This window comes from Burkholderia sp. 22PA0099, assembly GCF_047497165.1.
Lineage (GTDB): Bacteria > Pseudomonadota > Gammaproteobacteria > Burkholderiales > Burkholderiaceae > Burkholderia.
Genome location: NZ_CP163164.1, coordinates 1,416,862 through 1,437,978, shown reverse-complemented (window position 1 = coordinate 1,437,978; position 21,117 = coordinate 1,416,862). Strand labels below are relative to the sequence as shown.

The window sequence follows — 21,117 nt, the reverse complement described above, 5'->3', positions numbered from 1 at the left end:
GGCCTCAAGCGCCGAACGCCCCGCCCACCGCGAACGCCCGCGCCGCGAAACGCTCGGCGATCCGGCGATGCGCCGCGCCGTCGGGATGCAGCCGATCCGGCAACGGCAGTTCCGCCTCGTCGGCCGCGCCGTACAGCGCGAGGCCGTCGAGGTAATGCAGATGCGGATCGTCCGCCGCGCGCTGCGCCACGATGCGCTGCAATTCACGGCGCACCACGCTCAACGTCAGCTTGCCGGCCGCGCGCTCGGCCGGGTCGCCGGTCGCGCGGAACGCCACCTTGCCCTGCGCGAGCGCCTCGGTATCGAACGCGCCGGGGCCGGGCGTTTCCTCGTGAATCGCGCAATGGATCGGCGAGATCACGAGCAGCGGCGTGTCGGGATGGCCGTCGCGGATCGTGTCGAGAAAGCCGTGCACCGCCGGACCGAACGCACGCAGCCGCATCAGGTCCGCGTTCACGAGGTTGATGCCGAGCTTCACGCTGATCAGGTCCGCGCGCATGTCGCGCATCGCGCGTGCCACGAACGGATCGAGCAGCGCGCTGCCGCCGAAACCCAGGTTGCGCAATGCCACGCCGCCCGCCGCTGCCGCCAGCGCGGGCCAGATGCCGGTGGGGCTGGCCGCGTTCGAGCCCTGGCTGATCGAGCTGCCGTGATGCAGCCAGATGCGCTGCCCGGCCAGCTCGGCCGCATCGAGCGGCACGAGCGGCGCATCGCTGCGCAGCGCGGCCAGCAGCACCGTTTCGTTATGCGGCAGCCAGATCTCCACGCGCTTGTCGGCGGCAGCCAAGCCGTCGAAGCGCAGCGTGGCCGGCGTGCCCGTTTCGTGTGTCACGACGCCGGTGCCGAGCGAGATCGTCACGGCATCGCCGCCGTCGGCGCTGGCCTGCGCCACGCGTTGCCCATCCACCATCAGGTCGAACACGCCGGGCGGCCGCGCGGGCGCGCCGGCATAGCGGTAGCGCGTCGGCAACACGTCGAGTTCGAGCGCGGTGGCCTGCGTACGGAATGCGAGACGCACGCCCGAGGGCTGCGCCTCGACCATCGCGAATTGCGGATCGATGTTCTGCGTGCGCGCGCGGGCAGGCAGGCGATGCATGCGCACGCCGCGCGGCGTGATTTCAAGTTCGCTCGCGCCGTGCACGAGCGCGTCGTCGATCGGCGTGGCGATCGCCAGGTGGCGGGGTTGCGTCATGGTGTCGGTCTCGGAATGCGGCCGGACGCCGCCAAAAGAAAACGGCCGATCGCGAGGATCGGCCGTCTTGTCTTGCGGTGCGGGCCTGTTCTTGGCCCGGCACATGATACGCCGGCAGGCGCTTAGTTCTTGACGTCGTAGCGGTCGGCGTTCATCACCTTGGTCCACGCGGCCACGAAGTCACGCACGAACTTCTGCTGCGAATCCTCGCTGCCATACACCTCCGACAGCGCACGCAGTTGCGCATGCGAACCGAACACCAGATCGACGCGGGTGGCCGTCCACTTCACTTCGCCCGATGCGCGGTCGCGGCCTTCGTACGTGTCGTTCGCGTCCGAGGTGGGCTTCCACTCCGTGCCCATGTCGAGCAGGTTGACGAAGAAGTCGTTGGTCAGCGCTTCCGGACGGTTGGTGAACACACCGTGCTTCGAGTCGCCCACGTTGGTGCCGAGCACGCGCAGGCCGCCCACCAGCACCGTCATTTCCGGCGCCGTCAGCGTCAGCAACTGCGCCTTGTCGACCAGCAGCTTCTCGGCCGGCACCGTGTACTTGGCCTTCTCGTAGTTGCGGAAGCCATCGGCGATCGGCTCCAGCACGTCGAACGATTCGACGTCGGTCTGCTCGGCGCTCGCGTCGCCGCGACCGGCGATGAACGGCACCGTGATCTTGAAGCCGGCCGTGGTGGCGGCCTGCTCGACACCCGCGTTACCGGCGATCACGATCAGATCGGCCAGCGACACCTGCTTGCCGTCCGCCGCCGAGGCGTTGAAATCGCCCTGGATCTTGGTCAGCACGTCGAGCACCTTGGCGAGTTGCGCCGGCTGGTTGACGTCCCAATCCTTCTGCGGTGCCAGGCGAACGCGTGCGCCGTTGGCGCCGCCGCGCTTGTCGGAGCCGCGGAACGTCGAGGCCGAGGCCCATGCCGCCGATACCAACTCCGACACCGACAGGCCCGAGGCCAGCACCTTCGCCTTCAGCGCACTCACGTCCTGCTCGTCGACCAGTGCATGCTCGACAGCCGGAATCGGGTCTTGCCACAGCAGCTCCTCGCTCGGCACTTCCGGCCCGAGGTAGCGGGCGCGCGGGCCCATGTCGCGGTGGGTCAGCTTGTACCAGGCGCGGGCGAACGCGTCGGCGAACTGATCCGGGTTCTCGTAGAAGCGGCGCGAGATTTTCTCGTAGGCCGGATCGGCGCGCAGCGCGATGTCCGAGGTCAGCATGGCCGGCGCGCGGCGCTTTTCCTTGTCGAACGGGTCCGGCACGCTGTTCGCGCCCATCCCGCCCTTCGGCTGCCATTGATGCGCGCCGGCCGGGCTCTTGGTCAGTTCCCATTCGTAGCCGAACAGGTTCCAGAAGAAGTTGTTGCTCCACTTGGTCGGCGTCGACGTCCAGATCACTTCGAGGCCGCTGGAGATCGCATCGGCGCCCGAGCCCGAACCGAACGAGCTCTTCCAGCCGAGGCCCATCTGTTCGAGCGGGGCCGCTTCCGGCTCCACGCCGACGTGCGAGGCATCGCCCGCGCCGTGCGTCTTGCCGAACGTGTGGCCGCCTGCGATCAGCGCGACGGTTTCCTCGTCGTTCATCGCCATGCGGGCAAACGTGTCGCGGATGTCGCGCGCGGAGGCCAGCGGATCGGGGTTGCCGTTCGGGCCTTCCGGGTTCACGTAGATCAGGCCCATCTGCACGGCGGCCAGCGGGTTTTCGAGGTTGCGGTCGCCGGTGTAGCGCTTGTCGCCGAGCCAGGTGGTTTCCATGCCCCAGTAAACATCCTCGTCCGGTTCCCACGTATCGGCACGGCCGCCGGCGAAACCAAACGTCTTGAAGCCCATCGATTCGAGTGCGACGTTGCCGGTCAGGACGATCAGGTCGGCCCACGAAATCTTGCGGCCGTACTTTTGCTTGACCGGCCAGATCAGCCGGCGAGCCTTGTCGAGGCTGACGTTATCGGGCCAGCTGTTCAGCGGTGCGAAACGCTGTTGGCCGCCACCCGCGCCGCCACGGCCGTCGGCCGTGCGGTAGGTGCCGGCGCTGTGCCAGGCCATGCGGATGAAGAACGGGCCGTAGTGGCCGAAGTCGGCGGGCCACCACGGTTGCGACACGGTCATCAGCGCGCGCAGGTCCTGCTTGACTGCGTTCAGGTCGAGGCTGTTGAACGCTTCGGTGTAGTCGAAGCCGTCGTCCATCGGATCGGACAGGTTCGAGTGCTGATGGAGGATCTTCAGGCTCAACTGGTTCGGCCACCAGTCGCGGTTCGTGGTACCACCGCCGGCCGTGTGATTGAACGGGCACTTCGACTCATTCGACATGTGTATTCTCCTTGATCGGAACGCTCGTCGACCCGGCTCGTGGGGAAAGAGGAACCGGGTACTGCTTAGGGTCTGTGAATACTAACGGCTCGGTTTCGCGAGCGGAAATTGGATTATTTGATCGCGGCGCATCGAAAAAACTAACGGCCGCCGATTTGCGATGCATTGTGTGACGCGCGTTCGCTCGCGGCCCGCACCGGGTGCGAGCCAGCCTAGCGAGGCTCCGTGTCGAAACGATGTCCCGCGACGACACGGTTTTTGCGCAGCGCATCAACTCCGGCACGCCATTGCGCCAACCACCCTCGCATCGATGCGACCGCAACCGAATGCGGAGCCGGCGCAATGCCCGGCGGCGGCCCGGCCAGGATTTGATACCGTTGCGATTGTGGCGCAATACACGTTTTCTTGCGCATAAGCTTTTTTGCTTCCGCTGTCGCTTCTTCCGGACCTTCGATGACCCGTATCCGCAACCCCATGAACCTTGCGCAACTGCAAGCCTTCGTCGCCGCCGCGCACCACCGCAGCCTGCGCGCCGCCGCGCGCGAACTCGGCGTCACGCAGCCGGCGATCACGCACACGATCCGCGAGATCGAGCAGGCGCTCAACGCGGAACTGCTGGTGCGCAGCGTGCGCGGCGTGGAGCTGACCGCCTGCGGCCAGGCGCTGCTGCCGCGCGCCGAGCAACTGCTCGGCGACATGCGGCGCGCGGTGGAAGCGGTCGAGCAGGTGAAGGGCGAACTGTCGGGCCGCGTGGCGGTGGGCACCATGCCGTCGATCGCGCTGACCGCGCTGCCGCGCGCCGTGCAGAAGTTCCGCGCGACGATGCCGAACGTGCATCTGCATCTGACCGAGGTGACGGTGCCGAACGCGCTGACGCAACTCGGCAACGGCACGCTCGACATCGCCGCGATCCATCACCTGCCCGCGCTCGATCGCGAGTTCGTGCAGACGCCGCTGCTGTCCACCGAGTTCGTGGTGGTGATGCGCGCCGGGCATCCGCTCGCGAAGGCGCGCAGCCTGGCCGACCTGCTCGACGCGGAATGGATCGTCACGGTCGATGCCGAGGATTTCCCGCACAGCGTGATGATGTCGATGTTCACCACCCACGGGCTGCCGTTGCCGCGCAGCCTGCTGCGCGCGCCGTCGTCGTTCTCGGTCACGCTCGGGCTGGTGTCGCGCTCGGACGTGATCGGCTGCTTCACCAAGCCGCTCGCCGACATGGTCGCGCCGCTCGGCATCCGCACCGCCGTGCTCGAGGAAACGCTGCCGGCCTACGAGTTGTCGATCCTGTCGCGCCGCGACCTGCTGCCGACGCCGGCCGTCACGCAGTTCATCGCCTGCCTGAAGCAGGCGGCGGCCGACACGCTCGGTTGAGCGCCCGGGCATCGGCGCGCGCCGATTGCCATCATTTTTCGCAGCAACCACAGAAAGCTTCCTTACGTTATTGCGGAAATCTCAATAAAGATCGGACCATGGCGGAGGCCCCCCGCTATTCGGGCTTTTACTAACAACCCGCGACGTTTTTTGTCTTGATAATGTTTACCGAACGCTCGTCCACATCGGCCGGGCGTTTTATCCAGTCAGCCCGGCGGCAGCCATGCCGGGCGGAGCGCAAACGCGGCACGACCGCGCGCAAACCCACGTATAACGAGGAGTCATAGTGAAAAAAGTTCTGGCGGCCCTGACCATCTCGCTGCTTGCCGTTTCGGCCGGCAGCGCCTACGCAAAAGACTGGTCGACGGTCCGCTTCGGCGTCGACGCCAGCTACGCGCCGTTCGAATCGAAGGGCGCCGACGGCAAGTTGGTGGGCTTCGACATCGATCTGGGCAACGAAATCTGCCGCCGCATCGCCGCCAAGTGCGTGTGGGTCGAAAACGATTTCGACGGCATGATCCCGGCCCTGAAGGCCCGCAAGTTCGACGGCGTGCTGTCGTCGATGTCGATGACGCCGCAACGCGCCGAACAGATCGCCTTCTCGGCCAAGCTGTTCAACACGCCGACGCGCCTGGTCGCCAAGCAGGGCAGCACGCTGCTGCCGACGGCCGATTCGCTGAAGGGCAAGTCGGTGGGCGTCGAGCAGGGCACGATTCAGGAAACGTACGCCAAGACGTACTGGGCGCCGAAGGGCGTGACGATCGTTCCTTACCAGAACCAGGACCAGGTCTACGCCGATCTGATCTCGGGCCGCCTCGATGCGACGCTGCAAGATGCCGTGCAAGCTGAAATCGGCTTCCTGAAGACGCCGCGCGGCAAGGGCTTCGTGTTCGCCGGCAAGGACATCGACGATCCGAAGACGCTCGGCGAAGGCGCCGGCATCGGCCTGCGCAAGGAAGATACCGACCTGAAGACGAAGATCGACGGCGCGATCGTCGCGATGCGCAAGGACGGCACGTACGACAAGCTGGCGAAGAAGTACTTCGACTTCGACGTCTACGGCAAGTAATCCCCGCCGCCATGCGGCATCCGACAGGCCCTGCGGGGCCTGTCGTGCTTTGTGGCGGGCGGTTTGGCGTGGTGCCTCGCCGGGCAATCGCGCCGCGCCGATTCTTCGTCGATCCCCCGCCGATTTCGGGGCCTCCCCGGGCTTTTTTCGCGCGCCACGTACAATCGTCGTTTCCTCGCTCCGGACCAACCCGCGCGGCGGCTCCCGGCCGCCCGCCCCCGATCATGCAAACGCTGACCCATCCGCTGATTTCCCCCACGCTCGGCACCGAGCGCCACATCACCAGCTTCCATTACGGTCCGCGCAGCGGGAAGAAGGTCTACATCCAGTCGTCGCTGCACGCCGACGAGCTGCCCGGCATGCTGGTCGCCACGGTGCTGCGGCGCCATTTCGCCGCGCTGGAGGCGGCCGGCAAGCTGCGCGACGAGATCGTCGTGGTGCCGGTGCCGAACCCGATCGGCCTGTCCCAGCACGTGTTCGGCGACCATCTCGGCCGCTTCGAACTGAACACGATGCAGAACTTCAACCGCAATTTCCACGATCTCGCGGCGCTCGTGATGCCGCGCATCGAGGGCCGGCTGACGGCCGACGCGGCGCGGAACCTGGCCGCCGTGCGCGCCGCCACAGGCGAGGCGCTGGCCGAGCAGAAACCGCGCACCGAGCTGGAATCGCAGCGGCTGGCGCTGCAGCGGCTGTCCTACGACGCCGACGTGGTGCTCGACCTGCACTGCGACAACGACGCCGTCATGCACCTGTATACCAACCCGGATCTGTGGCCCGACGTCGAGCCGCTCGCGCGCTACCTCGGCTCGCAGGCCTCGCTGCTCGCGCTGAATTCGGTCGGCAACCCGTTCGACGAGGTGCACAGCTTCTGCTGGTCGGAACTGCGCGAACGCTTCGGCAACCGCTTCCCGATCCCGAACGGGGCGATTTCGGTGACGGTCGAGCTGCGCAGCGAGCGCGAGGTGTCGTGGGAACTGGCCGAGCGCGACGCGCAGGCCATCGTCGATTACCTGACGCAGCGCGGCACCATCGACGGCACGCCCGCGCCGCTGCCGCCGCTGGCGCATCCGGCAACGCCGCTGGCCGGCGTCGAACCGCTGGTCGCGCCGGTGTCGGGCGTGCTGGTGTTCCGCACGCCAGTGGGCATCGTGGTGGAGCCGGGCCAGGAGATCGCCGACATCGTCGATCCGCTGACCGAGCGCGTCGTCACGCTGAAGGCCAGCGTGCGCGGCGTGCTGTATGCGCGCCAGGTGGTGCGCTTCGCCACAGCCGGCATGGAAGTGGCCCGCGTGGCCGGCACCACGCCGTTCCGCACCGGATCGCTGCTGTCGGCCTGAGGCCGCGCGGTTCGAGTTCGCGTCAATGAAAACGGCCGGAAGGCGCGCGTGGCGCCTTCCGGCCGTTTTTGCATCTTGCCGCCTCGCGGCGAATGCCGTTCAGAACGCCGGCACGATCGCGCCGGCAAACTTCGCGTCGATGAACTTGCGCACGTCGTCCGACTCGTAGGCCGCCACCAGCTTCTTCACCCACGGCTTGTCGCGATCCTGAGCGCGCACGGCGATCAGGTTCGCGTACGGCCCCTTCAGATCCTCGATCGCGATCGCATCCTTGGTGGGCGTCAGCCCGGCCTTGACGGCGTAATCGGTGTTGATCGACGCCGCGTCGAGATCGGGCAGCGCGCGCGGCAGTTGCGCCGAATCGAGTTCCACCAGCTTGATGTGCTTCGGATTCGCCACCACGTCGAGCGGCGTGGCGTTCACGCCGTTGACGCCCGCGCCCGGCTTGAGCTTGATGACGCCGTACTTCTGCAACAGCAGCAGCGCGCGATTGCCGTTCGACGGATCGTTCTGGATGCCCACCTTGGCGCCGTCGGGCAGGTCCTTCAGCGATTTGAGCTTCTTCGAATAGAAGCCCATCGGCGCGGTGTAGGTCAGCCCGACACTGACGATCTTGTAGCCGCGCTGCTTGATCTGGCTGTCGAGAAACGGCTGATGCTGGAAGCCGTTGGCATCGAGATCGCCCGAATCGAGCGCCGCGTTCGGCTGCACGTAATCGTTGAATTCGATCACCTTGATCTGCAGGCCGTCGTGGCCGGCCACCTTCGCCACCTCGTTCCAGATCTGCGCATCCGGCCCGCTCATGGTGCCGATTTTCAGCGGCGCGCCGTCGGCCCAGGCCACCGATGCGGCCGCGAACATCAGCGTGCCGCCGATCGTGGCAAGCCTCGCGAACTGCGCGAATCCGTTGGTCAAACGCGGCATGGCATCCCCTTTTTCGTGTTGATTTGCATTGAATTACGCTGAATTAGCAGCGCATCGTCGCATTTGGGGGGCCGGCCTCCAACCAAGCGTTCGTCATCTGCATCGATGACGAACCGCGAAAAGCAAAAGCCAATTCGTCATATCGGTTGCAGGTGCAACGAGCCATTCGTCTGCTGTGGTGCGGGCGCTACAAAAGTGAATTATGACAATCGCTGTCACATTCCTTGCGCCGCCCGCATGTAAAGTCCGGTCCGTTCCTTCCAAACGCCTTCAAGAGCCCCGGAACCGCACACACCTAATTTCGCTCGGAGATTGTCTTGAACAAGAAACTGTTGACCACCGCCGTCCTGGCAGCCACGGCCACCGCTGCTCACGCTCAAAGCAGCGTCACGCTCTACGGCGTGATCGATGCAGGTATCAGCTACGTTAACCACAGCTCGGTTACCGGCGGCTCGGCCAAGAATTTCAAGTATGACGACGGCGTTGCACAAGGCAGCCGTTGGGGCATCCGCGGCACGGAAGACCTGGGCAGCGGCCTGAAGGCAATCTTCGTGCTCGAAAACGGCTTCAACAGCGGCAACGGCACGCTGGGCCAAGGCGGCGCGATGTTCGGCCGTCAAGCCTACGTCGGCCTGTCGAAGAACGACATGGGCACGGTCACGTTCGGCCGTCAGTACTCCTTCTCGACCGACATCCTCGGTTCGAACTACTCGACGGGTGGCAACACGGTCGTCGGTAACTACGCTTACCACGTCAACGACATCGACCAACTGACCTCGAGCCGCATCAACAACTCGGTCAAGTTCCAGAGCGCCAACTACTACGGCCTGACGTTCGGCGCGTTGTACGGCTTCTCGAACCAGGCTGGCGCCTTCGCAGGCTCGCCGACGGTCGGCACGACGACGGGTTCGTCGCGCGCATACAGCTTCGGCGCGAACTACGCGAACGGCCCGTTCTCGGTCGGCGCGGCTTACACGGACATCCGCTTCCCGGCACTGTCGACCCCGGCATTCTCGACCGCCATCGCCAACATCTCGACGGGCACGGTCAAGGATCTGCGTACGTTCGGCGTGGGTGGCCGTTACGTCTGGGGCCCGGCAACGGCATGGCTGCTGTGGACGAACACGCAATTCAGCGCGATCAACTCGAACGGCACGAAGTACAACGCCTACGAAGCTGGCGCAAAGTACGCTCTGACGCCGGCTCTGTCGGGCGCAGTGGGCTACACGTACACCAGCGCGTCGCAAGGCAACGCTTCGTACCACTGGAACCAAGTGAACGGTACGGTCGACTACGCACTGTCGAAGCGTACGGACGTCTACGCACTGGCCGTGTACCAACAAGCTTCGGGCCGTGGCGTGCAAGCGCAGATCGGTTCGTCGACGAGCTACTTCGGTACGTCGGGCACGGGTTCGAAGAACCAGATCGCTGCTCGCGTCGGTATCCGCCACAAGTTCTAAGCATTCGCTTTACCCGCGAAGTACTACGGCAGAAACGTCCCGCTCCGGCGGGACGTTTTTTTTGGCCGCTTTTAAGTTTCATTTAATTCTGGATTGAGAGGATCCTCTCACCCCCCTGTTGGCCGCCTGAGCATCGGCGGCTTTTTTTTGCCCGCGTGCCCGGCGACCGTCGCCAACGGGGAAGACAGGACCGGAGGAAACGATGATCGAAGATATTGTTTTCAGCAATCTGCCCACGATACTGACGCGCGAACACGCGTTTCCGGTTCAGAGCTGCCGTGTTTCGGTAACCATGCAGCGCCCATGGGGCCGGCCGTACCGGCTCGTCGAATGGACCATGCACCTCGACGCGCCGGCTCGCCGCCGCATCGTCCCCGCCGAAAGTACCGATGTGCAGATCGCCGAGGCGGTCGCTTCGCACATTCCGGGGCGCCTGTTCGAAGATGGCGCCTCGCTGATCTGAACGCCGTTCGGCTCGTTCTCGTCGGTCAGGTTCTCTGATCGTCGTCATCCCGTCGCGCCCCGAATTCGGGCAAGCGCGACGGGAATTCTGCTACGCTCCCCGTTTTCCGCTCGGTATTTCACACTATGGAAAACCCATTCAACGAACGCGGTGTCACCGTCACGCGCAACGGGCTGTCGAGTGCGGGGCTGGTCTTTGCGCTGCGCGACATCCGCGACGTCAGCGTCGTGACCGTCAACAAGGATCGCATCGTGCCGATCGGCATTTCGCTGATCGGCGTGGCTGGCGTGATTGCCGGGGCGCTGTATGGATCGAGCGCCGGGCTGGTGATCGGCGTGATGCTGGCCGTGGTCGGCTACCTGGCCTGGATCTCCCAGGACGTCACCTACCGGTTGATCGTCGATACGGCCGAGGGCAAGCGCGAGGCCGTGGTCAGCGTCGAGCGCGCGTTCATCGAGCGCGTCGCGCAGGTCGTGCAGCAGGCGAAAGCGGCGCAGGTCGCGGCCGCGGCGGTCGCTGCGAAGTAGGCACTCACCTTTTCGCGTTCTGGCGACTGGCTTGAATGTCGCTGGATAGCTTGATGATGTGGCCCGGTGTTCCGGGCCACATGCCGTTTACGCGGCGGTTTGCCGGGAGTTCGTTCGAAGCGATTTGTCGGGTTTGACCGTTAGTTGCGATAAGGATTTGTCGTTGATGTTGTACTGATAATCATTCTCATTTAATATTTCGGCTTTCATGACTGTCTTTCGCCGGTTCCGACACCGGCGACACGCAAGCCAGGTGGGTCCGCCACCGAGCCAGCCACGCTCGACGCCTCGACCGGAGATCCCCCTCATGCCTCGCCATCCGCTATTCCGCCGGCTGCGCCGCACCGCGCCCGCCGGCGCATTCGATCTTCAGCCCAGCGCCGATCCCCATCGCGACCCGCAGGACGGCAGCGCCGATTCAGCCGCGACCTCGGCCACCGCCGCGCATCGCGACGATGCCGCCTCGCCCGCCCATCTCCCCGCCGCCAAGCCGGCCGCCTGATGCCGCCCGGCTCGACCACCTTGACGAGCGCCGGCACCGGCCCGCGCGCCGAAGCGGGCGCCTCCGACGCGATCGCGCGCCGCCGTACCACCGCGCGGCTCGTGCTGGCCGGCGCGTTCGCCGCGCTGCTGCTCGCGATGCTGGCCGCCTGCTGCATCGGCGCATACCAGTTAACACCCGCCCAGTTCGCCGCCGCGCTGTTCGCGCCGGACGCCGCGTCGCAACAGGCGCGCGCCGTCCTGCTGGAGATTCGCGCGCCGCGCGTGGTGCTCGCGGCGCTGGTCGGCATCGGCTTCGGCGCGTCGGGCGCGGCAATGCAGGCGCTGTTCCGCAACCCGCTGGCCGATCCGGGGCTGGTGGGCGTGTCGAGCGGCGCGGCGCTCGGCGCGGCCGCGCTGATCGTGCTCGGCCCGATGCTTGCGTCCGCAACCGTTCCGGCCGCGTGGCTGCCGGTCGCCGCGTTCGCCGGGGCGCTCGCGGTGGCCGCACTGGTCTACCGGCTCGCCGCCACGCAGGGCCGCCTCGCGCTGCCGTTGCTGCTGCTCGCCGGCATCGCGATCAACGCGCTGGCGGGCGCGGCGATCGGCCTGCTGACCTATGTGGCCAGCGACGCGCAACTGCGCTCGCTGACGTTCTGGAGCCTCGGCAGCGTGGGCGGTGCGCAATGGTCGACGATCGCCGTGGTCGCCCCGTTCGCGCTCGCGGGCACGGCCTGGCTGATGCGCGAACGCGATGCGCTGAACGCGCTGCAGCTCGGCGAGGCGGAAGCGCTGCATCTCGGCGTGCCGGTGCAGCGCGTCAAGCGCGGCGTGCTGATCGCCACGGCGCTCGGCATTGGCGCGCTGGTGTCGTGCACGGGCGTGATCGGTTTCATCGGCCTGGTCGCGCCGCATTGCGTGCGGCTCGTGTGCGGCCCGGACCAGCGCGTCGTGATGCCGGGCGCGGCCCTGCTCGGCGCCTTGCTGGTAGTGGCCGCCGACCTGGCCGCGCGCACCGTGGTGGCGCCGGTCGAGATCCCGCTCGGCATCCTGACCGCGCTGATCGGCGCGCCGTTCTTTCTCGCGTTGCTGCGCAACAGTCGCGGCGCGCTCGGCGGCTGATGCCGCGCCCTCGCCTTCCCTCATGCTGATCGCCGAACGACTTTCCCTCGCCCGCGGCCGCCGCGACATTCTGCGCGGGCTCTCGCTGCGCATCGCACCCGGCTCGGTCACCGCGCTGCTGGGTCGCAACGGTGCGGGCAAAAGCACGCTGCTGAAAGCGCTGGCGGGCGATTTCCACACAAGCGGCAGCGGCCTCGGCCGACAGGTTCGCATCGACGGCCACGTCACGCTCAATGGCACACCGCTCGATCGGCTCGGCGCGGTGCAGCTCGCACGGCTACGCGCCGTGCTGCCGCAAGCGGCGCAGCCCGCGTTTCCGTTTCTGGCAGAGGAACTGGTGCTGCTCGGCCGTTACCCGCACGCGAAGCAAACGGGCGCGCTCGGCACGCGCGATCATGCGATCGCGAGGCAAGCGCTCACCCTGGCCGATGCGGGCACGCTGACCGGCCGCGACGTGACGACGCTGTCGGGCGGCGAGCTGGCGCGCGTGCAGTTCGCGCGCGTGCTCGCGCAGCTTTGGCCCGACGACGACACGCGCCATCCCGCCGACGCCCCGCGCTATCTGCTGCTCGACGAGCCGACCGCCGCGCTCGACCTCGCGCACCAGCATCATCTGCTGGCCACGGTGCGCCAACTGGCGCGCGACTGGCGGCTCGGCGTGCTGACGATCGTTCACGACCCGAACCTGGCCGCGCGTCATGCCGACCGCATCGCGTTGCTCGCCGACGGCGACGTGTTTGCCGAAGGCCCGCCGGCCGAACTGATGCGGCCCGAAGCGATCGAGCGCTGCTACGGCTTCGCGGTGAAAATGCTCGATGCCGGCGACGACGCGCCGCCGGTGATGGTGCCGGCCTGAACGGCGCGGCGGAAAGAAAAAGCGGCCGCGCGTCCGGCGGCCGCCGTGCAGCCAACTCGCCACTACATACGACGACGGTGCACGCTCAAGCGCGGCGCGCCTGCGCGAAGAACGCGCCCACCGCCGCCACGAACGTATCGATGTCCTCGCCCGACACGTCGCGATGCGTGACGAAGCGCGACGCGTACAGCATCTGCGTCAGAATCCCGCGCGCCTTCAGCCAGGCTTCGAGCGCCACGCAATCGGCTTCGGGGAACTGCGCGAACACCATATTGGTAGCCTGCGACAGCACCTTGACCTCGCCGATCTGCGCGAGACCCGCGGCCAGCCGCTCGGCGTTGGCGTGATCGTCGGCGAGGCGCTCGACGTGATGATCGAGCGCGTAGAGGCACGCGGCCGCGAGCACGCCCGACTGGCGCATCCCGCCGCCGAGCACCTTGCGCCAGCGGCTCGCCGTGTCGATCAGCTCGCGGCTGCCGACCAGCACCGAGCCGACCGGCGCGCCCAGGCCCTTCGAGAAGCAGATCGACACGCTGTCGAACGGCGCGCACAGCGCTTCGAGCGGCGCGCCGCTCGCCACCGCCGCGTTGCACACGCGCGCGCCGTCGAGATGCGTCGCCAGCCCACGGCTGCGCGCGAGCGCCGTCGCTTCGTCAACATAGCCGGCCGGCAGCACCTTGCCGCCGATCGTGTTTTCGAGCGCGAGCAGGCGCGTGCGCGCGAAGTGGTGATCGATGGGCTTGATCGCGGCGGCGATCCGCTCGAGCGGCAGCGAGCCGTCGGGCGCGTTGTCGAGCGGCTGCGGCTGGATGCTGCCGAGCACGGCCGCGCCGCCGCCTTCGTATTTGTAGGTGTGCGCCTGCTGACCGACCAGGTATTCGTCGCCGCGCCCGCAATGGGCCATCAACGCCGCCAGGTTGCTCTGCGTCCCGCTCGGGAAGAACAGGCCGGCTGCCTTGCCGGCGCGCTCGGCCGTGACGGCCTGCAGCCGCGCGACCGTCGGATCGTCACCCCAGACATCGTCGCCCACTTCGGCGGCAGTCATGGCGGCCAGCATCGGCTGGCTCGGGCGCGTCACGGTATCGCTGCGTAAATCGATCATCAGGGGCGTCCTCGGAATGGCGCCGGCGAGCCCGGCGCAATGGATAGGAAGAATCCGAGTGTACGCACTTCGCTGCCCGGTTGGCGGGGTTCGTCCCGGTCAACGAGCAGCGAAGCGAGAGAAAGGGGCGGAACCGCCCCTTCGAACCCGCATCAGATCGCGCCTTCGACCTCGCAACACAGGTTCAGCTCGCGCGGCAGGCCATCGCCGTGCGTGGCGCGTTCGAGGTTGGCGTTGACGCGGCCCAACAGGCTGGCGAGCTGACGGCATTCCTCGTCGCTCAAGCCGTCGAGCCCGACGCGGCCGGCCTCTTCGAGCACCGCACGGCCGTCCGGCAGCTTCCGGGCAGCATCGTCGGTCAGGGAAATGAGGCGGCTGCGCTTGTCTTCCGGATCAGGCACGCGGCAGACGAGGCCGTCGCGCTCCATCCGGTTCAGCAGTTGCGCCATGCTGGGCTGCTCGACCTGCATGCGACGCGCAAGCTCGGCTTGCGACAGCGCGCCTGCTGCTTTCAGCAGGCCGAGAACGGGAACCTGGCTCAGCGCGAAACCGAGGTCGCGCAGGGGCCTGTCGACGACACGCGTAAACAGCCGCGTGGTCAGGCCAGCCAGCTTCAATGGATGTATTGATGAATCTTCCATTTAGCGAAGGATCTCTCGGAAAAATTTCAATTAAAAAATAGTAATCGATCGTTCAAGATTTTCCCATACCTGATTGCGAATAACGTGCAGCGCAATTGCGAAGGAACCTGAAAGTCGATTTCCCCCCGTATCCAAAAAATGGCGAGCGAAATAAGTCAGGCCGTCGGGATTCTTCATATCTATCGCTCGCCACCCACAGCGTGAAATTCTGATTTCCGGAATGAAGCCGGACGCCGGGAGTGACTTCGACGCGGTACGAACTCAAGTCGCCGCACGTGATGTGCCTGCGCGCGGATACCCTCAATATCGACGCCCGCGTGGCGCGTTATAGCGCACTATTCGTTCACAATTTGAGCATGATCAAGGTCTGTGTTCAGACAACAAGAAGGGGGCTGAGCAAATACCTAGTTTTGGTGAGCAATTTTTCGCTTGTCGGAAAAATTTCCCGATGTCTGTCCGCGGGCGCAGATGCCGCTCGAGCGAGTGGCGACTAGTTGCACATACATTTATTTTCGAGTTGCGCCGGGAATTTGAAAAAAGACATGATCCATACAAAATGTTCTCGCGAAGCAATGCCGACTTGATACTGTATATCGCTTGCATTGCTTGAAATTTATTCTCCTGCCTCGCACTGCACAAAATTCCGTAATGAGAAAAGAATTACGTGAAACGATTGCGCACATCCGGAAGGGTCGAAACCGGTCCGTAGTCGCTGCTTAATTTCATAACTATCGGCTCGAACAAAAACGGCGCAATGCCCGTTTCAGGTGCATTGCGCCGTTCTGGATGGGTTGCGCCCGGGCGGTCAGTCCGGGTCAGTCCGGTGGCGGCATGTCGGGCGGCGGCGGCGGCGTGTAGCCGCGATTGGCGCCGTACGCGCCGCCGTAACCGCCATTGCCGTAACCATCGGGCGGCGGGGCGCCGCGCACCCGGCCCGGCACCGGCACGCGGTCGCCGGCCGCGTACATGCACTGCATGTAGGCGTAGTCGTAGCGGCGCTGCACGTCGTAGGCCGAGCCTTGCGCCGCACCCGCGCCCACCGCGCTGCCGGCCAGCAGCCCGACGCCCGCGCCAACCGCCGCACCGGCCCCGCCATTGAATGCCGCCCCGGCGGCGGCGCCGAGCGCGGTGCCGATCGCCGCGCTGCCCACCGCGCTGGCGGTGGCGGCCTGATTGGCCGACACGCCGCCCACCTGGTTCATCGCGTACTGGCGGCAGTTGCCGTCGTCCACCTGGAACTGGTTGAAGGTCTTGCCCGTGCCGGGCAGCGCCATCACGCTCGGCCCGGGGGGCACCACCGCGCAGGCGCTCAACAGGCCCGCGCCTGCCGCCACGAGCGCCCAGCGCCCGCAAGTTCGAATCTCGAATGTCATGGGGGCCTCGTCAGGGTTGCGGCGGGCGGGCCGGCACTTCACGCCAGCCGGACGCGCAGGTCTTGGCATACGGGTAGTAATGCTTCGACGCGGTGCAGTAGTACCAATAGCCGGGTTGCAGCGGCGGCGCGCCGGCATCCTGCTCGGGCTGCACCGGGCCGGCCGGCTGGCCCTGCTCGACGTATTCGGGCGGCGGCCCCGGGTCCATCGGCACCGCCACCAGCGGCGGCGCGTAATAGACGGGCGGTGGATACCAGTAAGGCCCCGGCCCCCAGCCCGGGCCGCCGATATACACCCCCACCCGCGCCGCATGCGCGGCACTCGTGGCGGTCACGGCGGCAAGCGCCGCGACGCCGAGCACGATTTTCAATTTGCTCACTTCACGCTCCGGAAAACGCGGGCCGTACCGCCCGCGGTTGTCGATGTCCGAGACGCTACTCGTGCGCACCACCGCTTCAATTACGAGTGTGCGCAGGGTTCTTGCCGGTCGTTACATTCGTGACCGGCCGATGGCAAAACCGTGTCGCGCGGTCCGGCCTCGATTACCCGGTAACGCGAAGAAATATTCGGACAGCCGGCGAAGGAAAAGCGCGCGCCGGACGTGAAGGGCAATTGCAAAAGGCGCGTCGGCCAATCGAAACGCCATGGCCAGTTCGATGCCGCGCCATTCCGGTTTCCCGTGCCGACCATCGTCGACATGCGCAGCCATGAACGCGAAGCGGACGCCACGCGCTTCTCAGCGGTCGATTGCCGCAGGTGCGACGCACTACCGCATCTCGATCACGCCGCCTGCGATTTCAAAAATTTGATGCTTATCAATGCTTTATCTAAATGTTGATCAATAACAAGAATTTGGCGCGATCAAAGTGCGACTAGTTGGCACATTTCACAGCCCAGGCGCGATCACGATACTGCGTCCATCCCCGGCGTCGCAGCGTATCGCGCGACGACGGGAGGGCCGCCCGGCACCCGCCCGCGGCCGTCGCACGCATCGGTCATACGCTCATGGAAACCGCTCTTTCTGCACTGGATCTGGCCCGCCTGCAGTTCGCCTTCACCGTCTCGTTCCACATCGTCTTTCCCGCGCTGAGCATCGGCCTCGCGAGCTTCATCGCCGTGCTCGAATACCGCTGGCTCAGAACCGGCCAGGCGCACTACAAAACCCTCTGTCACTACTGGTCGAAGATCTTCGCCGTCGCGTTCGGCATGGGCGTCGTGTCCGGCGTCGTGATGAGCTACGAGTTCGGCACCAACTGGGGCGGCTTCTCCAGCTTCGCCGGCTCGGTCACCGGCCCGCTGCTGATGTACGAGGTCATGACCGCGTTCTTCCTCGAAGCGGGCTTCCTCGGCATCATGCTGTTCGGCTGGAACCGCGTCAGCCCGCGCGCGCACTTCGGCGCGACGCTGATGGTGGCGGTCGGCACGCTGATCTCCACGTTCTGGATCCTCGCCTCCAACAGCTGGATGCAAACGCCGCAGGGCTTCGCGATCGAAGGCGGCCGCATCGTGCCGACCGACTGGTTCAAGATCATCTTCAACCCGTCGTTCCCGTACCGCCTCGCGCACATGGCGATCGCCGCGTTCATCGTGGCCGCGCTGGTGGTGGCCGCCACGGGCGCCTGGCATCTGCTCAAGGGCCGCCGCGACAAGACCGTCACGACGATGTTCTCGATGGCGCTCGGCCTGCTGCTGATCCTCGCGCCGATCCAGGCGGTGGTGGGCGACCAGCACGGCATCAACACGCTCAAGTACCAACCGGCCAAGATCGCCGCGATCGAAGGACTGTGGGACACCGAGAAAGGCGGCACCGCGCTGAACCTGTTCGGCATCCCCGACATGCAGGCCGAAACCACGCACTACGCGCTGAAGGTGCCGCACCTCGGCAGCCTGATCCTCACGCACACCTGGGACGGCGAGATTCGCGGCCTCAAGAGCTTCGCGCCCGAGGATCGTCCGAATTCCACGCTGATCTTCTGGACCTTCCGCATCATGGTGGGCCTCGGCTTCGCGATGATCGGCCTGGCGCTCGCGGGCTGGGTGCTGCGCCGCCGCGGCCGGCTCTATGAGGCGCGCTGGTTCCACAAGCTCGCGCTGGTGATGGGACCGACCGGCTTCATCACGCTGCTGGCAGGCTGGATCACGACCGAAGCCGGCCGCCAGCCGTGGGTGGTGTACGGCGTGATGCGCACCGCGAACGCGGTTTCGCCGCTGACCACGCAGCAGGTCGGGCTGTCGCTGCTGACCTTCGTGTGCGTCTACTTCCTGGTGTTCGGCACCGGCATCTACTACCTGCTGAAGCTGATCAACGCCGGACCGGCGCTGCCCGACGCGCCGCACGGCGGCCACGACGGACATGGCGATCACTCCGGCCGCCGCCCGCTGTCCGCGCCGGATCAGTTGATCGACGCGGCCTGAGCCGCGCCGCCCCGACAGAACACGCACAAGGAACCATCATGGACGTCACCGTCATCTGGGCTGCGATCATCGCGCTCGGCCTTTTCATGTATGTGGTGCTCGACGGCTTCGACCTCGGCATCGGCATCGTCTTCCCGTTCTTCCCCGACGAGAAGGAACGCGACCTGATGATGAACACCGTCGCGCCCGTCTGGGACGGCAACGAAACCTGGCTCGTGCTCGGCGGCGCGGGGCTGTTCGCGGCATTCCCGATGGTCTATTCGACGGTGCTCTCGGGGCTCTACCTGCCGCTGATCTTCATGCTGGTGTGCCTGATCTTCCGCGGCGTGTCGTTCGAGCTGCGCGCCAAGGCGCGCCGCACCAAGCACCTGTGGGATCTCGCGTTCATCGGCGGCTCGACCGGCGCGACGTTTTTCCAGGGCATCGCGCTCGGCGCCTACCTGCAGGGCATTCCGGTGCAGAACGGCCAGTTCGCCGGCGACCCGTTCGGCTGGCTCACGCCGTTCTCGGTGCTGACCGGGCTCGGCCTGATCGCCACCTACGCGCTGCTCGGCTGCTGCTGGCTGGTCGCGAAGACGGAAGGCGACCTGCAACGCCGCCTGCATCGCGTGGTGTTGCCGCTGACGATCGTGCTGCTCGGCATGATCGGCGTGGTCAGCATCTGGACGCCGCTGCAGGAGCCGGCCGTCGCGCAGCGCTGGTTCGGTTCGGGGCTGTTCGTGTACCTGATGCCGGTGCCGTTCCTGGTGGTGGCCTGCGGCGTGTGGATGGTTCGGGCGATCCGTGCGCGCCGTGATACGCTGCCCTTCGTGCTCGCGCTCGCACTCGTCGCACTCGGCTACATCGGCCTGCTGGTCAGCCTGTTCCCGTATGCGATCCCGCGCAGCGTCACGATCTGGGAAGCGGCCGCGCCGCATTCGAGCCAGATGTTCACGCTGGTGGGCGCGGCGGTGATCATCCCGATCATCATCGCCTACACGACGCTCGGCTACTGGGTATTCCGGGGCAAGATCCGCCATGAAGACAACCACTACTACCACCACTGAAACCGGCGCGGGCCGACCGCGCCGCCTGCCGGGCTGGGTGTGGTTCATCCTGCTCTGGGCGGGCGGCGTGAGCGGCGCGGTCGCGCTCGGCTACGCGTTCAAGATCTTCATGAACCTGACGCTGTTCGCCGTCACGAAGTAGGCGGCGTTCGCGTTCAGCGCAGGAACGGCGCGATCTCGCCGGCCGCCTCGTCGAAGCGCTGCGTCAGGAAATCGAGCAGCGCACGCACGCGCGGCGCCATGTACTGGCTGCGCTGGAACAGCGCGTGCACCGGCAGGTCCGGGCAGCGCCACTCGGGCAGCAGCAGCACGAGCCGCCCGGCGCGCAGGTCGGCGCCCACGTCCCAGATCGACTTCATCACCGCGCCGCGCCCCTCCACGGCCCATTCGCGGGCCAGCGCGCCGTCGTTGGTCTGGCGCGCGCGCTCGGGCGGCGCCGTGAACGACACCGTCTCGCCGTCGCGCGAGAACGTCCACTGGTTGGCCAGGCCGGCCGACGAACCCAACAGGATGAAATCGTGCGCCGCCAGCGCGTCGGGATGCTCGGGCGTGCCGCGCGCGGCGAGATAGGCCGGCGACGCGCACAGCACGCGGCGGTTGTCGGCCAGCCGGCGCGCGATCATCGCGCTGTCGGCCGGCACGCCGAAGCGGATCGCCAGATCGATGTCGTCGTGCAGCAGGTTCGACAGCGAATCGGCCAGCACCAGCGTGAGCGCCACTTGCGGGTGACGATCGTTGAATTCGTCGAGCCAGCGGCGCAGCACCACGCGCCCGAAATCGGAGGTGGCGGACACGCGCAGCGCGCCGCCGATCGAGGCGCGGCCCAGTTGCAGGGCGGCGCGTGCGTCGTCGAGCGTCTGCAACGCGTGCCGGCAGTGCGTGAGGTAGAGCCGCCCCTCGTCGGTCAGGCGCAGCTTGCGCGTCGAGCGCTCGAACAACTGCGTGCTCAGCGTGCCTTCGAGTTTCAGGAGCCGTGCGCTGGCCGCGGCCGGCGACAGGCCGAGCTTGCGGCCAGCCGCCGACAGGCTGCCGAGATGCGCGGCTTCCACGAAGAGACGGATGTCGCCGAGGTTGTCCATGAGGGTGGCGGTGAGGGTCGGGAATGGGGTGGCGTGGGCGTGCGCTGCTTGCGCACGACGCGCGCGCGGCCGGTGCCGCTGATGCCGCGAGCGGCGATGCGGATCGCGTGGCACCCGGCATGGTAACGCGGTGAGGTGCGGCTTGGCGCGGCGCGGCGCGGCTTGGCTTGGCTTGGCTTGGTGCGGCTCGGCTCAGCTCGGCTCAGCTCGGCTCGGCTCGGCTCGGTGCGGCTCGGTGCGGCTCGGTGCGGCTCGGTGCGGCTCGGCTCGGAGCGGTGCGGTACAGCTCGGCACGACGGCGAACGACGCGTGCCCGGTTCATCGGACACGGCCGACGCGCAGCGCGCC

General features: G+C 66.7%; 21 protein-coding genes. 12 read left to right on the top strand and 9 right to left on the bottom strand.

Translation table 11 applies throughout. The annotated features are described in order from the left end of the window. Nucleotides 1–4 precede the first annotated feature (4 nt). Complete coding sequence (locus AB4851_RS06280; RefSeq protein WP_414448893.1) at nt 5–1,192, bottom strand: GDSL-type esterase/lipase family protein; 1,188 nt, start codon at nt 1,190–1,192, stop codon at nt 5–7. 122 nt (nt 1,193–1,314) lie between these two features. Then, nucleotides 1,315–3,498: a catalase/peroxidase HPI gene (gene katG / locus AB4851_RS06275; protein ID WP_414448892.1), complete on the bottom strand. Its 2,184-nt coding sequence runs from the start codon at nt 3,496–3,498 to the stop codon at nt 1,315–1,317. Between the two features lie 474 nt (nt 3,499–3,972). On the opposite strand from katG, the gene AB4851_RS06270 reads away from it, so the two are divergent. The 3 genes from AB4851_RS06270 (at nt 3,973) to AB4851_RS06260 (ending at nt 7,281) form a co-directional block, all read left to right on the top strand. Next, on the top strand, nt 3,973–4,872 hold the full coding sequence (locus tag AB4851_RS06270; RefSeq protein WP_414442028.1) for a LysR family transcriptional regulator: 900 nt from the start codon (nt 3,973–3,975) through the stop codon (nt 4,870–4,872). Between the two features lie 286 nt (nt 4,873–5,158). Beyond that, nucleotides 5,159–5,941 (top strand): ABC transporter substrate-binding protein, encoded by a 783-nt coding sequence (locus AB4851_RS06265; RefSeq protein ID WP_414440388.1) that lies wholly within the window; start codon nt 5,159–5,161, stop codon nt 5,939–5,941. 224 nt (nt 5,942–6,165) lie between these two features. Beyond that, nucleotides 6,166–7,281: a succinylglutamate desuccinylase/aspartoacylase family protein gene (locus AB4851_RS06260; protein ID WP_414448891.1), complete on the top strand. Its 1,116-nt coding sequence runs from the start codon at nt 6,166–6,168 to the stop codon at nt 7,279–7,281. A 99-nt stretch (nt 7,282–7,380) separates the two neighbouring features. Here the strand turns inward: AB4851_RS06260 and AB4851_RS06255 are convergent, their stop codons facing one another. Next, nucleotides 7,381–8,142, bottom strand: a complete 762-nt coding sequence (locus AB4851_RS06255; protein ID WP_414449143.1) for a MetQ/NlpA family ABC transporter substrate-binding protein — start codon at nt 8,140–8,142, stop codon at nt 7,381–7,383. A 380-nt stretch (nt 8,143–8,522) separates the two neighbouring features. On the opposite strand from AB4851_RS06255, the gene AB4851_RS06250 reads away from it, so the two are divergent. From AB4851_RS06250 to AB4851_RS06225, 6 genes are all read left to right on the top strand, one after another. Further along, nucleotides 8,523–9,665, top strand: coding sequence for a porin (locus AB4851_RS06250; RefSeq protein ID WP_414448890.1), 1,143 nt, complete (start codon nt 8,523–8,525; stop codon nt 9,663–9,665). 202 nt (nt 9,666–9,867) lie between these two features. Continuing rightward, entirely contained in the window at nt 9,868–10,128 is a 261-nt protein-coding gene (locus AB4851_RS06245; protein WP_414440391.1) for a DUF2866 domain-containing protein, read from the top strand. A 125-nt stretch (nt 10,129–10,253) separates the two neighbouring features. After that, nucleotides 10,254–10,655, top strand: coding sequence for a DUF6232 family protein (locus tag AB4851_RS06240; RefSeq protein WP_414448889.1), 402 nt, complete (start codon nt 10,254–10,256; stop codon nt 10,653–10,655). Between the two features lie 307 nt (nt 10,656–10,962). Next, a complete protein-coding gene (locus tag AB4851_RS06235) occupies nt 10,963–11,157 on the top strand; it encodes a hypothetical protein (protein WP_414448888.1) in 195 nt (64 codons plus the stop codon). Continuing rightward, a complete protein-coding gene (locus AB4851_RS06230) occupies nt 11,157–12,257 on the top strand; it encodes a FecCD family ABC transporter permease (RefSeq protein ID WP_414448887.1) in 1,101 nt (366 codons plus the stop codon). The genes AB4851_RS06235 and AB4851_RS06230 overlap by 1 nt, the downstream gene beginning before the upstream one ends. A 22-nt stretch (nt 12,258–12,279) precedes the next feature. After that, a complete protein-coding gene (locus tag AB4851_RS06225) occupies nt 12,280–13,113 on the top strand; it encodes a heme ABC transporter ATP-binding protein (RefSeq protein WP_414448886.1) in 834 nt (277 codons plus the stop codon). An 85-nt stretch (nt 13,114–13,198) separates the two neighbouring features. On the opposite strand, the gene ltaE is transcribed toward AB4851_RS06225, so the two are convergent. The 5 genes from ltaE to AB4851_RS06200 form a co-directional block, all read right to left on the bottom strand. Next, nucleotides 13,199–14,215, bottom strand: coding sequence for a low-specificity L-threonine aldolase (gene ltaE / locus AB4851_RS06220; RefSeq protein WP_414448885.1), 1,017 nt, complete (start codon nt 14,213–14,215; stop codon nt 13,199–13,201). A gap of 152 nt (nt 14,216–14,367) precedes the next feature. Then, nucleotides 14,368–14,856, bottom strand: coding sequence for a MarR family winged helix-turn-helix transcriptional regulator (locus AB4851_RS06215; protein WP_414448884.1), 489 nt, complete (start codon nt 14,854–14,856; stop codon nt 14,368–14,370). Nucleotides 14,857–15,671: 815 nt separating this feature from the next. Next, complete coding sequence (locus tag AB4851_RS06210) at nt 15,672–16,229, bottom strand: hypothetical protein (protein WP_414440398.1); 558 nt, start codon at nt 16,227–16,229, stop codon at nt 15,672–15,674. Between the two features lie 10 nt (nt 16,230–16,239). Beyond that, nucleotides 16,240–16,608 carry a hypothetical protein gene (locus AB4851_RS06205; protein ID WP_414448883.1) on the bottom strand — a complete coding sequence of 123 codons (369 nt, stop codon included), beginning with the start codon at nt 16,606–16,608 and terminating at the stop codon, nt 16,240–16,242. Between the two features lie 111 nt (nt 16,609–16,719). After that, nucleotides 16,720–16,938: a hypothetical protein gene (locus AB4851_RS06200; protein WP_414440400.1), complete on the bottom strand. Its 219-nt coding sequence runs from the start codon at nt 16,936–16,938 to the stop codon at nt 16,720–16,722. 296 nt (nt 16,939–17,234) lie between these two features. On the opposite strand from AB4851_RS06200, the gene AB4851_RS06195 reads away from it, so the two are divergent. The 3 genes from AB4851_RS06195 to AB4851_RS06185 are packed head-to-tail and all read left to right on the top strand — an operon-like array spanning nt 17,235 to nt 19,832. Next, nucleotides 17,235–18,644: a cytochrome ubiquinol oxidase subunit I gene (locus AB4851_RS06195; RefSeq protein ID WP_414448882.1), complete on the top strand. Its 1,410-nt coding sequence runs from the start codon at nt 17,235–17,237 to the stop codon at nt 18,642–18,644. A gap of 38 nt (nt 18,645–18,682) precedes the next feature. Further along, complete coding sequence (cydB, locus tag AB4851_RS06190) at nt 18,683–19,690, top strand: cytochrome d ubiquinol oxidase subunit II (RefSeq protein WP_414448881.1); 1,008 nt, start codon at nt 18,683–18,685, stop codon at nt 19,688–19,690. After that, nucleotides 19,662–19,832 carry a hypothetical protein gene (locus AB4851_RS06185; protein WP_414448880.1) on the top strand — a complete coding sequence of 57 codons (171 nt, stop codon included), beginning with the start codon at nt 19,662–19,664 and terminating at the stop codon, nt 19,830–19,832. Before cydB ends, AB4851_RS06185 begins: the two co-directional genes overlap by 29 nt. 13 nt (nt 19,833–19,845) lie before the next feature. Here AB4851_RS06185 and AB4851_RS06180 read toward each other — a convergent pair whose 3' ends face one another. After that, the gene (locus AB4851_RS06180; protein WP_414448879.1) at nt 19,846–20,769 is read right to left on the bottom strand and encodes a LysR family transcriptional regulator; all 924 of its coding nucleotides are present in this window, start codon (nt 20,767–20,769) and stop codon (nt 19,846–19,848) included. Nucleotides 20,770–21,117 lie beyond the last annotated feature (348 nt).